The sequence below is a fragment of the Rheinheimera fenheensis genome (assembly GCF_039871805.1).
GTDB lineage: Bacteria > Pseudomonadota > Gammaproteobacteria > Enterobacterales > Alteromonadaceae > Alishewanella > Alishewanella fenheensis.
The window spans coordinates 380,848-395,435 of record NZ_JBDPJM010000002.1 but is presented as its reverse complement, the minus strand read 5'-3'; the positions used below and the strand labels follow the sequence as shown (position 1 = coordinate 395,435).

Below are 14,588 nucleotides of genomic sequence, written 5' to 3'. Positions count from 1 at the left end.
CAATGCAAAAGCACGCAATAGCATTACTGCTCGGCAGCAGCTTGTTTAGCAGCGCCTTATGGGCGACACAACTTATTCCCCCTGTAGCTGTGCAGCAACCTTACACCGTGACATCACCGCATGGCGACCGGCAAGACCCTTACTACTGGCTGCGTGACGACAGTCGCAGCTCGCCAACCGTACTGGACTATCTGTACCGTGAGAACGCCTATGCTAACCAATACGCGGCGGGTTATCAGGCGCTGACCGATAAACTGACCAATGAAATTATTGGCCGTATTAAGCAGGATGACAGCTCTGTACCTTATACCAAGGGCGACTACAGCTATTACAGCCGGGTCGAGGCAGGCAAAGAGTACCCGATCTACTTACGTAAAGCGTTAAAAGATGGCACTGAGCAAGTACTGCTGGATGTTAACGAGCTGGCGAAAGGCAAAAGCTACTATGCCGTAGCAAACTGGCAGGTGAGCCCGGATCAAAATCTGCTGGCTTATATGGAAGATGACAGTGGCCGACGCCAGTACACGCTGAAAGTACGTGATTTGCGTACCGGGCAGGATTTACCCGATGTATTAACCGGCTTGTCTGCCAGTATTGCCTGGGCCAAAGACAGTAAAACACTGTATATGGTGAAAAACGATCCGGTTACGCTATTAAGCACCCAGGTGCTACAACATCAACTGGGGCAAGCCCCTGAAAATGCTAAAACCGTGTATGAAGAAAAAGACAACAGCTTTTACATGGGCGTAGGCAACACCACTGACGGCAACTATGTGGTGATCTATAGCAGCAGCACCGTATCCAGTGAAATGCAGGTGCAAGATGCCACTAAGCCTGACAGCCCGTTCCGCGTACTGGCACCACGTCAGCGCGATATCAAGTACAGTGCAGACCACTTAAATGGCCGTTGGATCATTCAAACCGACTGGCAGGCACCGAACTACCGCATGATGAGCGTGGCGGCAGACAAGATTGGCGATCGTAATAATTGGCAGCCGCTTATTGCCCATAGCGATAGCGTACTCATTGAAGGTTTTAAAGCCTTTAGCGATTATCTGGCCATTAACGAGCGTAGCGATGGTCTGCGTCGTATTAAAGTAATGCCCTGGGCAGCGCCGGATAAGGCTTCCTACGTGGCATCGGATGAAGCCGCTTATGTGGCGGGCTTTGAGGTAAACGTTGAGCAAAACACTAACCTGCTGCGTTATACCTACACTTCACTGACCACACCAGCCAGTGTGTATCAGCTGAATATGCAAACTGGCGAGAAAACCCTGTTAAAGCAAACCGAGGTTCCGGGCGGTTTTGACAAGAATAACTACGCCACTGACCGGGTATGGGCCACGGCGCGCGATGGCGTGAAAGTGCCGGTGTCTTTGTTGTACAAAAAAGACTTTAAGCGTGATGGCACAGCGCCGCTGTATCAGTATGCCTATGGCTCTTATGGGTTTTCTATGGACCCGTTCTTCCGCTCTACCGTGTTGTCATTGGTTGACCGTGGTTTTGTCTTTGCTATTGCACATATTCGCGGCGGGCAGGAGATGGGCCGCCACTGGTATGAAGACGGCAAGCTGCTGAAAAAAATTAATACCTTTACGGACTACATTGATGTGACAGATTATCTTGTTGCCAACAACTATGCGGCGAAAGATAAAGTGTTTGGCATGGGCGGCAGTGCCGGCGGCTTGTTAATGGGCGCGATAGCCAATATGACGCCAGAAAAGTACCGCGGCCTGGTGGCGCATGTGCCCTTTGTTGATGTGGTGACCACCATGCTGGATGAAAGCATACCGCTAACCACCAATGAGTTTGACGAGTGGGGCAACCCGAAGCAAAAAGTGTATTATGACTATATGCTGTCGTACTCGCCTTATGATCAGGTAAGTAAGCAGGACTACCCGGCCATGCTGGTGACCACCGGCCTGCATGACTCACAAGTGCAGTACTTTGAACCGGCAAAATGGGTGGCTAAACTGCGCACTCATAAAACGGATAGCAACCCGTTGCTATTTAAAACCACGATGGAAGCCGGCCACGGCGGTAAATCAGGTCGTTTTGCCCGCCAGGCGCAAATTGCCGAAGAGTATGCCTTTATTCTGAACTTACTTGGCATTAACCAATAACGTTAGACGTCAGTGCAGTAAAAACCGGGCATCAAGCCCGGTTTTTTATATCCAGCACTCTTGGTGCTTCTGTACAGCTTATAAAAAAATCTGTGGCAGGCACGCTTGATTAAACCAAGCGATAATGCAACCCTAAGCCAGTGTTTAAGGGCTGTGCCGTGTCGGCAGGAGTTGGGGCTTTATGTCACAAATTTTCAGCAACGTTGCTATCAGCCGCACCTTACTGCTGCTGATCCTGGCCGCTGGCGTGTTCTTTTTTATCGGCTTTCTGGTGCCCGTGTTGGCGGCACTGATCATTTGCTTTGCCAGCTGGCCCTTGTATCAACGTTTGTTGCGTCGATGTCATGGCAGCAATACCTGGGCCGCCAGTTTAGCATTGCTTATTATTATTATTGGCCTGGTGATCCCGTTAACACTGGTATTTTCCTATGCCATACAAGAAGTAAAGGCCTGGGTGCAGTGGCTGGTGTGGGCGAATCAACACGGCGCTGTGGTACCGCAGTGGATAGCCGATTTACCCGGCGTTGGCAACTGGCTGGCTGAGCAGTGGCAACAACATTTAAGCAAACCGAACGAGCTGGGCCATATTATCAGCGTAGTCAGTGGCGAGCACCTAAGTGGTATTTCGCGCTGGGCGCTGATGCTGGGCTGGCATACCATGGGTTTTGTCCTGACGTTACTGTTTATGCTTATCACGCTGTTTTTCCTCTATAAAGACGGCGATATTCTGGCAGCGCAGCTGGACAATGTCGGCGAGCGTATTCTGCCCAGACGCTGGCAGCGGTTTTCCCGTGTGGTGCCGGCGACGGTAAGTGCAACCGTGATGGGCATGACGGTTATCGCTATTGGTGAGGGAATAGTGCTGGGTGTAGCCTACTGGATTGCCGGTGTGCCCTCGCCAGTGGCGTTTGGCGTACTAACTGCCTTTATGGCGCTGATCCCCGGCGGTGCACCGCTGGCCTTTACCTTGATTTCACTGTATCTGGTCGGCACCGGTGATTTCACTGCCGGTATCGGTTTGTTTATCTGGGGCAGCACTGAGCTGTTTATTGTCGATAAAACCATTCGGCCAGCGCTGGTAGGCGGGCCAATTAAACTGCCATTTTTACCGACCTTTTTCGGCTTAATTGGCGGCGTAAAAACCATGGGGCTGGTTGGTTTGTTCGTGGGCCCGGTGCTGATGGCATTGTTGGTGGCGATGTGGCGTGAATGGCTGCGAGAGGAAACACAACAAGCCGAGTCACCGCCATCTGTGGCAGTACAACAGGAACAAGCATAAAATGCTGGCGCTAACGCCATGATCTAAGGGGAAAGTTAAATGGATATGTTGTGGGCCTGGGTCGGGTTTAATCTGTTTGTGTTAGCACTGTTGGCTTTTGACTTGGGGGTGTTGCACCGCAATGCCAAAGAAATTTCAGTGAGAGAGGCGCTCTGGCTTAGTCTGGCTTATGTTGTGCTGGCAATGCTGTTTGCCGCTGGTGTATTTCATTTTATGGGCGCCGAGAGCGGCTATCAGTTTGTTACCGGTTATCTGATTGAAAAAAGCCTCAGTGTCGATAATATCTTTGTGTTTTTATTGGTGTTTTTGCATTTTTCTGTGCCGCCTAAATACCAGTACAAAGTATTGTTCTGGGGCATTATTGGTGCGCTTATTATGCGCGGTAGCCTGATCTTTGTCGGGGCCAGCCTGATTGAAGCCTTCCATTGGATTATTTACTTGTTTGGCGCCTTCTTAATTATTACCGGCGCCAAAATGCTGATTGCGGTTGGGCAAGAACCTGATATGGAGAATAACCGCATAGTGCTGTTTATGCGTCGTCGCTTTCGCGTAACAGAGGGTTTTGAAGGCGACCGGTTTATTGTCCGCCGCCAGGGCGTGCTGTATATGACGCCGCTGTTTATCGTGCTGGTGCTGGTTGAGCTGACAGATTTAGTGTTCGCGCTGGATTCTATCCCGGCTATTTTCGCTATTACTACTGACCCTTTTATCGTCTACACCGCTAACGTGTTTGCCATTTTAGGCCTGCGCGCGTTGTATTTTGCTCTGGTGGGGATCATTCACCGTTTCCACTATCTGAAATATGGCTTATCACTGGTGCTGATGGTGGTAGGTAGCAAGATGATTTTAAATGCCTATTTTGGCCAAAAAGTGATCCCTACCGAAATTGCGTTGTTAATAACTGCCGTGTTAATTGGTGGTTCAATGGCAATATCACTGCTAAAAACCCGTGGTACGTCAGCCGAGCAGGCACCAGCAGAAGCCAAAGCCTGGTGGGTGCCGGGAAGCCCTGCTAAAGATAAAACAAAGAAAAATTAATCTGTGCGAAACAGTCGGCTGTGGGGGGTAACGCTGTTGGCATTGCTGGCTTTTGCCGGTAACTCACTGCTGTGCCGTGCGGCGCTGGCGCACAGCAGCATTGATGCAGCCAGTTTTACCACTATCCGGCTGCTATCGGGTGCTATCGCGCTGTGGCTTTTGCTGGTTTTACAGCAGCCATCTGCTGCAGCCAGGCTGCGGCCTAGGGGGGATTGGTTCTCAGCACTGGCGTTGTTTGTCTATGCGGCGGGCTTTTCATTCGCCTACCTGCAGTTAAATACCGGTATGGGTGCGCTGATATTATTCGGTGCGGTGCAATTTAGCATGTTGGCCTATGGCTTATGGCGTGGCGAGCGCTTTACAGCGGCGCAGTGGCTAGGGTTTGTGTTGGCGTGCGGCGGCTTAGTCGGTTTGTTATTACCCGGGCTTGCCGCCCCGCCGCTCGGTGGCGCTTTATTGATGATTGCTGCAGGCGTGGCATGGGGCGTTTACTCGCTGCGGGGTAAAGGTGCGAAAGATCCGCTTAAAGTAACTGCTGGCAATTTTTTGCGCACTATACCGCTAACGTTAGTGTTAAGCCTGCTGCTGGTAAGCCAGTTTAAAATAGATAATGCCGGTGTAGTTTATGCACTGTTATCCGGCGCCCTTACTTCAGGTGTTGGTTATGCCATCTGGTACCGTGTTTTACCCCAGTTAAAAGCGACTACTGCAGCCACTGTGCAATTAAGCGTGCCCTTAGTGGCAGCGCTGGCTGGCATATTACTGTTGCATGAGCCGCTAACACTGCGCTTGCTACTGGCAGCGCTGGCTATTCTGGGCGGTATTGCGCTGGTTGTTTTAAAGCCGAACCGAAACTGATGCTCAGCATAATCTCTCTAATAAATCGTGATGTTACTTCATGACCTTACAGGAATGCACTTTGCGGTTGAAAATATTTTTTAGCGATATAGCTGATTGAAACATAACTGTGTACTATTCAGCGCCGATGTAAAGGATATAAAAAAATATAAGAGGGTAAAATGCGCTATTTTATGTTGTTGTTAAGCTTTATGTTGCTTGGTTGTGGTGGATCATCAGGTTCAGATGTCCCACCGCCGGTACAAACCAACACTGCGCCGGTGTTGAGTGGTCAGCTAAGCTTAACGTTGTCAGTAGCGTCTACCGGTGCACTGAGCTTTGCACTGCAAGATGCTGAGAACGATGCCTTATCTGTAAGTTTCACAGGTAAACCTGATTGGGTAAGTAGCAGCCAAAACGGCAATCAGTTGCAATTGTCTGCCACAGCCGGTTTTTTTGATGTAGGGCAGCATCAATTTGATATTCGTGTATCAGACGGTAAGTTACATTCTGACTACACCATTTATTTAACGGTGTCAGATGACCCGTCTAAATGGACAGAAATTGCCACACCAAAAGAAGAGTTCATCGGCCAGTGGGCATTAGATAACGGTGATGCGTTACATTTATACGCGAATGAGACAGGTCGTTACCTGGCGGCAGATGGTGATGTATTCGATTTAGTTTGGTTTGGCATGAATGGTTTTATTGAAATCAGCTCTACTCAAGTCAACTGTGTTGTTGATGAATGTTTTGATTATTTTGAGGTGTATGTTATTGCCTCAGAAGAAGGTAGAAAACGTATCGTACTCGAGTCTGATGAAAACGCACTGGCAGTGACTGTAACGCCATATACAGCCAAACCGATAGAAGACGGTCTGTTCAGTTTAAATCACCTTGCCGTAGATTATGTACATACTATAAAAGGCTCAGATATTAAGATTTACACGCCGTTTAAGTTTGCTGTATCAGGCAGCAGCTTGAGTTCTTGGGCGTCGGTTGAAACACAGCTCGGGCCCGATGGTGGATTACGGGCTAACAGCAAGATTCACCAATTTAGTATGAGACTTTACCGCTATACAATCGGTGATTATGTCGATGTTGGCTTTGACGTGAATGTTATTGGAGGAAAGATATTACCCTCAGCAGAAAGCCGTCTAACCATCGAATATCAGCTGTCATTTACACTTGCAGATAACACCGTTAATCCCGAGGATTTTGATGGTCTGACCGATGCTTTAGCGCAGTCTCATGTCGGACATCTGGAACTTGGTGTGAGTGCGCAACTGCCTGTACCACAATTTGAATTAAACAAATCCTATTTCTCATCTTTCAGGCTGATTCCGGATTTTGACAATCACAATATGCTGTTTGGTGGCACTGAGGTTATTTTTACCAGCGCCAGCAAGGGCGTTGCGCGTTTCAGTATTCCGCAGCGTTTTTCTATACAAGAAAGTGAGTTTGACTGGTCAGTAGAGGACAATCAGTTGGTGCTCATATTGGGCGAGCAGGAATACCGATATCGCTTTATACAACATCCGGTTAATGGACTTAGCTTGGTTAATGATTACAACTTGTATTACCCATTGCTAGTAGCACAACAGTTAAATGCAACTCAGCCTTTAATGGGCAGCTATTTACTTGAACAATACGCCAACAGAACACCCACTTATCACAACTTCTTCGCTGATAATACCGCGTCATTATTTACCGATTATAAAGACAATGACATATCGGGTTATAAATCATATAAGTGGCAGCAAGAAAACGACGGCTCCATAACGGCCCTTTACACAGGCCTGTGTGAGAATGAGCAAACGTTCAGCGAGTGTGCTGATGCGATGGAGCAACGATTGGCAAATGGTGAGAGTGTGGTGGTTAATTACCGAAACTTTAAAGTGATTAAAGAAACTGAGCAGGAAATGTTTATTCAGTACAACTATGATTATCGTACTCAGTCGATTAATCAGAGTTTCCAGAATGTGTCCCGGTTACTTAAGATTGCTATGTAACCCCATCGTCCTGCTTTGCTCTGTATAATCAAAAATCCCCGGACCGGCCGGGGATTTTTATCGCTAATGCACCTTTAGTACTTAGCCGCCACATCTTCTGCTGGCAAGGCATTTAAGATAAATTCGCGTAAATCATCGTTCGATTTTTGCAAATCTTCCGCACGCAGGTACATCATATGGCCACTGCGGTAGCCTTTAAAACTTAAGCGGTGTTTCATTTTACCGCTCGGGTCTAACTGCCACATATTGTATTTGCCATCGAAGTAGTTAGTAGCGCCATCATAATAGCCCGACTGCGTTAACACCTTTAAATAGGGGTTTTGTGCCATGGCCTGGCGCAGGTTTTCACCGGTGTTGTCATCAGATCTGTCCCACGGGTGCACCGGGCCAAACATATTGTATTTAATGTCGGTTTTATAGTTTAGCTCTTCGCGGATATAGTGGTTAATGGCAGGCGTGAATGAATGTAACCAAGAGGTCAGCTCTGCGTTGTAGTCGGGCCGCTCCCCGGCGTCACGCTTATCAATACCTAAATAACGTGAGTCTAAGCGGCCTACTGTCATACCGCGGTCACGTAGCAGCTCCTTCCAGAAATAGCTGGTGGGAATATCCAGGTTGTTTTGCAGTACCGCTTCCAGCGATAAACCGGCATAGCTTGCTACTTGCTTGGCGATACGCTGCTTCTCTTCGTTGCTGATGGCATTACCCTTAGCCAGCGCTGGCAGGTACTGGTTTAAGGTAAAGTCTTCTACCTCTGGCAAAATATCGTATAAATCTTTTTGCTGCAGTTCGCTGGCCAGCTTATTGTGGTACCAGGCGGTAGCGGCAAAATACGGCAGGCGGTTAGCTGCTTTTACCGGACCGTCACGTGAGATGCCTAAGTCGGTGGGCGATACCAGCACCACGCCGTTTAAGTACATCCACTGCTGGTTTTGCAGTGCCAGCGCCAGGCCGGATACGCGGGTGGTACCATAACTTTCACCAATTAAAAACTTCGGCGATTGCCAGCGCTCATTGCGGCTAACAAAGGTATTAATCCACTCGGCCAGGTATTTTACGTCGGCGTTGACGCCAAAAAACATTTTTTGTTGCTGATCTTTGCTTGGCATTTTGCCATCTTTGCCAGGCAGCACCCGTGAGTAACCTGTATTCACTGGGTTAACAAATACGATGTCGGCTACATCCAGCACGGAGTAAGGGTTAGTTTTTACGCCATATGGCTGTAGCGGGTAGCCTTCGTCATCGACATTTAACACTTTAGGGCCGGTGTAGGCCACATGCATCCACACTGAGGCGGAGCCGGGGCCGCCGTTAAACGAAATTAACAGTGGGCGCTTGGCGCGGTCTTTAATATCAGTGCGCTGATAATAGGTATAAAACAGTGTGGCGGTTGGGTTGCCCTCGTCATCCCACACCGGCTGAGTGCCGGTGGTGGCGCTGTAACTTAAGCGTTTACCTTTAACTTCCGTTTTATGCTCGGTTACCACCTTGCTGTCTATTTCAATTTGCCGCTCTGTTGCCTGCACCAGCGTGCTACCAAGCAGAAACAACACCGCAAACGCTGTGATGAATTTCATTATTCCCCCGATCGGACGTTATTGTTATGGTCGGTGTTCTGTTTAACGTAAAAAGCACAAAAATACAAAAGGCTTGCGGTCAGCCGCCAGAAAAACGCTGCCGGTATGCAAGGGTAGTAAAGCGTGACGCGAAACAGGTTAATAATGCAAATTGTTATCAGTGTTATGCTTTTGAATTTAAACATAATTTTGTCATTGTAGTGGTTTTGGTCTACACTTAATGCCATCTTTTGCCGTAGCTATAAGGTAGCATTATGAAAGGCCAGCCACAGGTACTGTCAAAATTAAACGAGGTGCTCACCGCTGAACTCACTTCAATAAATCAGTATTTTTTACATGCCCGCATTTACAAAAATTGGGGCTTAAAAGCGCTGAACGATGCCTGCTATAAAAAATCGATTAAAGATATGAAGCAGGCTGATGAGCTGATTGAGCGTATTTTAATGCTCGAGGGCCTGCCAAATTTACAGGCACTGGGCAAATTGCGCATCGGTGAAGATACACCGGAAATGCTGCAGTGCGATATGGATTTTCAGACCGACCAGTTACCCTTACTGCGTGAGGCTATTGCCTTGTGTGAAGCGCAGCAGGATTACGTCAGCCGTGACATCCTTACCGAGATACTGGAATACGAAGAAGAACATTTAGACTGGCTGGAAACCCAGCAGCATCAAATTGGTGTGATGGGGTTGGGTAATTATCTGCAGGCACAGCTGGGGAGCGAATAAATGAAGGGCAATAAAACCATTATCGATGCGTTAAATGTGCTGTTGGCCAATGAACTGGCGGCGATGGATCAGTATTTTATTCACTCGCGCATGTATCATGACTGGGGCCTGCATAAGCTTTACGAGCGCATTGACCATGAATTTGACGATGAGAAAGGCCACGCTTCTGCCTTAATTGAGCGCATTATCTTTTTAGAAGGCGTGCCGGATATGACCAAGCGTGATGCTATTCACGTTGGTCATGATGTACCGACTATGCTGCAAAACGACTTAAACGTAGAGTACGCCGTACAAAAACTGCTAAAGCAAACCATGGCACTGTGCGAGCGCGAGCAGGACTATGTGACCCGCGCCATGCTGCAGCAATTGCTGGATGATACCGAGCAAGATCACGCCCACTGGTTGGAGCAACAACTTAACCTGATTAAGCTGCTGGGCTTACCTAATTATTTACAATCGCAGATGTAACTTTTTTGGTACACAGTAAGGCTGAGCCTTACTGTGATATCTGCCGACACATTTTATTACAATCCTTCTCTGTGCATTGCTGGTCACCCGCTTGCTGTTTCATTACATTGTCGGTAACAAAAACACAGCAAATTTGTATCTGCAGGTAGTCAAAATGAAAAAACTCTTTGTAATTAGTGCGGTAGCCCTGGCGGTGCTAACCGGTTGTGCGGCTGAGCGCAGTGGCAGCGTAGATAACCCGGTTAGCGCCCAGCAACTGCAAGGTCAGGTCGTTACTAGCCCCAATGATAACCGCGCCTATAAAACCCTGGTGTTGCCAAACAAACTGGAAGTGATGCTGGTGTCAGATCCGCAAGCGGAAAAATCAGCCGCGGCGTTAAGTGTCGGTGTGGGTTTATTGCAAGATCCGATGAGCCAGCAGGGTATGGCGCATTATTTAGAGCACATGCTTTTCTTAGGCACCGAGCGCTACCCGGATACCAACGAGTACAGCGCCTTTATGACCGCCAATGGCGGCGCGCAAAACGCCTACACCTGGCTGGATATTACCAACTATATGTTCAAGGTGAACAACAATGCTTATGACGAAGCGTTGGACAGGTTCTCAGACTTCTTTAAAGCGCCCAAACTTTACCCCGAGTACACTGACAAAGAGAAAAATGCGGTAAATGCCGAGTGGTCTATGCGCCGCGAGATGGACTTTTTCGGCCAGTATAAATTGGCGCGTAATATGATGGGTAGCCACCCGGCTAACCGTTTTTTAATTGGTAACCTGGAAACCTTGGGCGACAAAGAGGGTAGCCAGTTACATGCTGAAACTGTCGCTTTCTATAACAAATATTACTCCGCCAATATTATGAAAGCGGTACTGTTAAGCAATTTGCCACTGGCCCAGATGGAACAGCTGGCGGTGAAACATTTTGCCAGTATTGAAAATAAAAACATCGACAAGCCGATCGTGACCGACACGCTGGATTTTAGCCAGCTCGGTGGCAAGCGCATTCATTATGTGCCAAACCAGGATGTCAAACAGCTGAAGCTGGATTTTACCATTAGCAATAACAGCAACCAGTTTGCCGTTAAGCCAAATGAATTTATCAGCTATCTGCTCGGCTCAGAAATGCCGGGGACACCGGCCTATCAGCTAAAAGCCATGGGGTTAATTTCCAAACTCAATGCCAGCGCCGCGCCGGATCTGTACGGCAACTATGGCTCGCTGAGTATTGATATTGAGCTGACTGATGCCGGCATGCAGGCGCGCGAGGGCATAGTCGCCACCTTAATGCAGTACATCGAGCTGGTAAAACAGCAAGGGGTAGACAGCAAATATTTCAGTGAAATACAAACCAGCCTGAACAACCAGTTCCGCTTTTTAGAGAAAAGTGATGAATTTGGCTACGTATCAAGCCTGGCAGACGCCATGCAAAAGGTGCCATCGGCCAATGCGATCAATGCGCCTTATTATTATCAGCGCTTTGACGCTGAGGCGATAAAGCAGGTGCTGGGTCAGTTAACGCCAGAGCGTTTACGCGTATGGTATATCAGCAAGCAAGAGCCACATGACAGCAGTCTGCATTTTTATGATGGCAAATACAAAATTGCCGATATCAGCCTGGAAGAGCAGCAAAGCTGGCAACAAAGCCCACAACTGGCACTGAGTTTACCGGCGGTAAACCGCTTGCTGCCGGAGAATTTTGAGCTAAAAGCGCCGCAAGCACAGGCAAAACCGCAGTTAGTGGTACAACGTGACGGCATCAGTGCCTGGCTTTACCCCAGCCAGCAGTTTGCCAGCCAGCCACGCGGCGTGCTGGAAATCTTAATTAACAGTGACAGTGCGCAGCAGCAGATTAAAGCCCGGGTAGCGCAGGCGCTATGGCGTGATCTGTACAACCTGCAGCAAGGTGCACTGGTAACGGAAGCCGACATTGCCGGTATGCAGTTAAGCCTGCGAGACAATAATGGCCTGGCACTGATGGTGGCGGGTTTTACCGATAAGCAGCCACAGCTGCTAGAGCAGGCTTTGGCCGGTTTACGTATTAGCACTGACGAGCAAGGCTTTGCCCAGGCGAAAGACCGCTTTATTCGCGGTGTGCAGAATCAGGGTAAGCAGTTCCCGTTTCAGCAGGCATTTATGGCCTACAACAATCTGGTGCGCAGTGGTAACTATGAAGCTGATGCCTTGGTTGCCGCAGCGCAAAGCCTGACGCTGGGCGAGCTTAATGCGATGGTTGATAACCTGCTAGCGAATAACCAGTTGCGGATTTTTGCCTTTGGTAATTACGACAAAGCGGCGTTGGAGCAGGTGGTCAGCACTGTAGCGGCTAGTCTGCCGGCAGTGCGCACTGAGCTGCCTTACAGCCGTACGGCATTCTGGCAGCCAACACCGGGTAAAACACTGGTGGTACAAAAAGACATTGATGTCGCCGATGTGGCACTGGTAGATGTACATGTGCACGCTGAGCCGGGCTACACCCAGTTAGCGCGTGCTACCGTGCTGCGTAGCCACTTTAGTAATATCGCGTTTGATAAATTACGTACCGAAGAGCAGCTGGCTTATGCGGTAGGTGGCACCTCAATGCAGCTGGACAACTACGTTGGCTTTGCCATGTATATTCAAACGCCGGTAAAAGGCGCGGCTGATATGCAAGCACGTTTTGACAGCTTTAAACAGCAGTATGCTGCTGAGCTGGATAAGCTGACTGAAGAGGAGTTTGCCAAGCTCAAAGCCAGCGCCTTAATTACGCTAAAAGAGCCGGCGAAAAACCTGAATGATGAAGTGGCGCCATTGATCACTGACTGGTATCGCGAGCGTTTTAGCTTTGACAGCAAGCAGCAACTTATCGCCGCGGTAGAGCAGGTTACGTTGGCCGATGTAAAAGCTTTTTACCGCGAAACCATGTTAAACGACAAGGCAGCACGTATTTCAGTGCAAATGCGTGGTACTAAGTTTAAAGATCAACCTTTTGCCGACTTGGCAGGTCAGACTAAGGTCACTGACGTAGCAAGCTTTCATCGCCAGATGAAACGACAGTAGCTTTATCGACCGGATATAAAACGCAGCTTCGGCTGCGTTTTTTTATGGCACCAAAAAATTCTGAAAATAGTTCGAGTAATCACTTTAAACAGCAGCGTCAAGGCGTCGGGTTGATGAATTTATCAGCAGGCGTCTAATTACCGTCTATTGCTGCTTTTACATTTTTTGCACTATTAGGGAATTAAAACGCCTTGCTGGTTTTTTCGCCATCTTACTGCGATTTTTGGCTAAGCAGCTGTATTGCAATCAATTTGAAACGGGCTATTTTGTTGTTGGAGTTGTATACCCGTCCTGCTTAACACTGCAGCAAGAATTAACGTGGCGTCGTCTGCAGAGCAAGTGGTTTGGGTACAGTCGCAGGGAAGAGACAAACAATAATAATTAAAACATCTCAGCAAGAACCCAAATTCAGCAGAGAAAAAGACGAGGACAACCCAATGAAAAAATCTACCCTGCTGCTATTGGCAGGCCTGTTAAGCTTTGGCTCACAGGCGGCTGTTGGCGGCTATCCTGTGGTATTAGTGCACGGCTTTCAACCTGACAATTTGGCCAGCCGGCCTACCGGCAGCCAGGTGACGGCGAATGGTGCGGCTTACTGGGCAGAATACTGGCGTGACCGCGCCGATGTGCGTATTGACTGGCCGTCACAAGAGCGTGTCGCCGGTAAAATCGCCAGCGATTATGTTTGGCCCAAACTGCAGCAAATGTCGCGCAATGGTACCTGTGCCAGTGGCTGTATTTTTGTTTCGCACTCTACCGGTGATTTAGTCACCCGCTACATTATTGACAACCAGGCGCTGTGGCTGCAAAACGCCGGGCTGCAACCGTTAAATATCGTCGCCAGCTTTGACTTTGCCGGCGCCGGCGGTGGGGTAGAGCTGGCCGACTTAGCCGTAAACGTGGCCGGTGGCTCAGGTTTAATTGATGCTACCTTACGTTTAGCGCTGTCGTTATGGTTGGGGCAAATACCGTCACCCTCTAACATTGGTGTATTAAATGACTTAAGGGTTAACACCGCCCGCCAGTTAGCGGCGTTTCCCGATGAGCGGGTACCGCGTTTACGCTTTGTCGGTGCCGGGTCCGATTTCCTGGGGGCCACCGGCGCCTTTTTACCCGGCGAGGATGATGGTGTCGTGGCCAGTCACTCCAGCTGCGGCGCCTCCAGTGCCGCCAGCTTTAACAGCTGCTCACGCAGTATCGCCTTTGATGGCAAGTTAACCTCGGTAAGTGGGCCATCCAGCTTTATGCCGTATCACTATCCGATGTTAATGAGCGAGGGCTATAGCCACAGCGATGTGATTGCCAATAGCGCTGCCGACGAAATTACTGCGGCTAACAGTGGCGCCAACTACCTAAATGGTGATCGTTTGCAGTTTAGCACCTATGACGAAACCCGTGGTTGGTGGATCTTTAGCTCGCGCTATCGTGTGGTGCGTAACTCAAATAACACCAGTATGTCGGCGCTGGTGTATCAGGCGGCGAACTAACGTTG

Annotated in this window: 10 protein-coding genes; 9 read left to right on the top strand and 1 reads right to left on the bottom strand. The window is 48.9% G+C overall.

Going from position 1 to position 14,588, the window contains the following annotated elements; all coding sequences use genetic code 11:
* Positions 1-2: 2 nt before the first annotated feature.
* The 5 genes from ABGI61_RS04760 to ABGI61_RS04740 all read left to right on the top strand — a co-directional run bounded on the left by ABGI61_RS04760 (position 3) and on the right by ABGI61_RS04740 (position 7,289).
* The gene (locus ABGI61_RS04760; protein WP_347597665.1) at positions 3-2,123 is read left to right on the top strand and encodes a S9 family peptidase; all 2,121 of its coding nucleotides are present in this window, start codon (positions 3-5) and stop codon (positions 2,121-2,123) included.
* A 181-nt stretch (positions 2,124-2,304) separates the two neighbouring features.
* Positions 2,305-3,402 (top strand): AI-2E family transporter, encoded by a 1,098-nt coding sequence (locus ABGI61_RS04755; protein ID WP_347597662.1) that lies wholly within the window; start codon positions 2,305-2,307, stop codon positions 3,400-3,402.
* A gap of 39 nt (positions 3,403-3,441) precedes the next feature.
* Positions 3,442-4,440 carry a TerC family protein gene (locus ABGI61_RS04750; RefSeq protein ID WP_347597659.1) on the top strand — a complete coding sequence of 333 codons (999 nt, stop codon included), beginning with the start codon at positions 3,442-3,444 and terminating at the stop codon, positions 4,438-4,440.
* A 3-nt stretch (positions 4,441-4,443) separates the two neighbouring features.
* Positions 4,444-5,298 (top strand): DMT family transporter, encoded by an 855-nt coding sequence (locus ABGI61_RS04745; RefSeq protein WP_347597656.1) that lies wholly within the window; start codon positions 4,444-4,446, stop codon positions 5,296-5,298.
* A 161-nt stretch (positions 5,299-5,459) separates the two neighbouring features.
* Positions 5,460-7,289: a hypothetical protein gene (locus ABGI61_RS04740; protein ID WP_347597653.1), complete on the top strand. Its 1,830-nt coding sequence runs from the start codon at positions 5,460-5,462 to the stop codon at positions 7,287-7,289.
* 74 nt (positions 7,290-7,363) lie between these two features.
* Here ABGI61_RS04740 and ABGI61_RS04735 read toward each other — a convergent pair whose 3' ends face one another.
* The gene (locus ABGI61_RS04735; RefSeq protein ID WP_347597650.1) at positions 7,364-8,866 is read right to left on the bottom strand and encodes a S10 family peptidase; all 1,503 of its coding nucleotides are present in this window, start codon (positions 8,864-8,866) and stop codon (positions 7,364-7,366) included.
* 254 nt (positions 8,867-9,120) lie between these two features.
* On the opposite strand from ABGI61_RS04735, the gene bfr (ABGI61_RS04730) reads away from it, so the two are divergent.
* The 4 genes from bfr (ABGI61_RS04730) (at position 9,121) to ABGI61_RS04715 (ending at position 14,583) form a co-directional block, all read left to right on the top strand.
* The gene (gene bfr / locus ABGI61_RS04730; RefSeq protein ID WP_347597647.1) at positions 9,121-9,594 is read left to right on the top strand and encodes a bacterioferritin; all 474 of its coding nucleotides are present in this window, start codon (positions 9,121-9,123) and stop codon (positions 9,592-9,594) included.
* Positions 9,595-10,062 carry a bacterioferritin gene (bfr, locus tag ABGI61_RS04725; protein ID WP_347597644.1) on the top strand — a complete coding sequence of 156 codons (468 nt, stop codon included), beginning with the start codon at positions 9,595-9,597 and terminating at the stop codon, positions 10,060-10,062.
* A gap of 154 nt (positions 10,063-10,216) precedes the next feature.
* Positions 10,217-13,096, top strand: coding sequence for an insulinase family protein (locus ABGI61_RS04720; protein ID WP_347597641.1), 2,880 nt, complete (start codon positions 10,217-10,219; stop codon positions 13,094-13,096).
* A gap of 437 nt (positions 13,097-13,533) precedes the next feature.
* A complete protein-coding gene (locus ABGI61_RS04715) occupies positions 13,534-14,583 on the top strand; it encodes a hypothetical protein (protein ID WP_347597638.1) in 1,050 nt (349 codons plus the stop codon).
* Positions 14,584-14,588: the final 5 nt, after the last annotated feature.

Coding starts and splice junctions, on each gene's coding strand:
- ABGI61_RS04715 (WP_347597638.1), top strand. CDS start 13,534: ATGAAAAAATCTACCCTGCTGCTATTGGCAGGCCTGTTAAGCTTTGGC.
- ABGI61_RS04720 (WP_347597641.1), top strand. CDS start 10,217: ATGAAAAAACTCTTTGTAATTAGTGCGGTAGCCCTGGCGGTGCTAACC.
- bfr (WP_347597644.1), top strand. CDS start 9,595: ATGAAGGGCAATAAAACCATTATCGATGCGTTAAATGTGCTGTTGGCC.
- bfr (WP_347597647.1), top strand. CDS start 9,121: ATGAAAGGCCAGCCACAGGTACTGTCAAAATTAAACGAGGTGCTCACC.
- ABGI61_RS04750 (WP_347597659.1), top strand. CDS start 3,442: ATGGATATGTTGTGGGCCTGGGTCGGGTTTAATCTGTTTGTGTTAGCA.
- ABGI61_RS04755 (WP_347597662.1), top strand. CDS start 2,305: ATGTCACAAATTTTCAGCAACGTTGCTATCAGCCGCACCTTACTGCTG.
- ABGI61_RS04760 (WP_347597665.1), top strand. CDS start 3: ATGCAAAAGCACGCAATAGCATTACTGCTCGGCAGCAGCTTGTTTAGC.
- ABGI61_RS04735 (WP_347597650.1), bottom strand. CDS start 8,866: ATGAAATTCATCACAGCGTTTGCGGTGTTGTTTCTGCTTGGTAGCACG.
- ABGI61_RS04740 (WP_347597653.1), top strand. CDS start 5,460: ATGCGCTATTTTATGTTGTTGTTAAGCTTTATGTTGCTTGGTTGTGGT.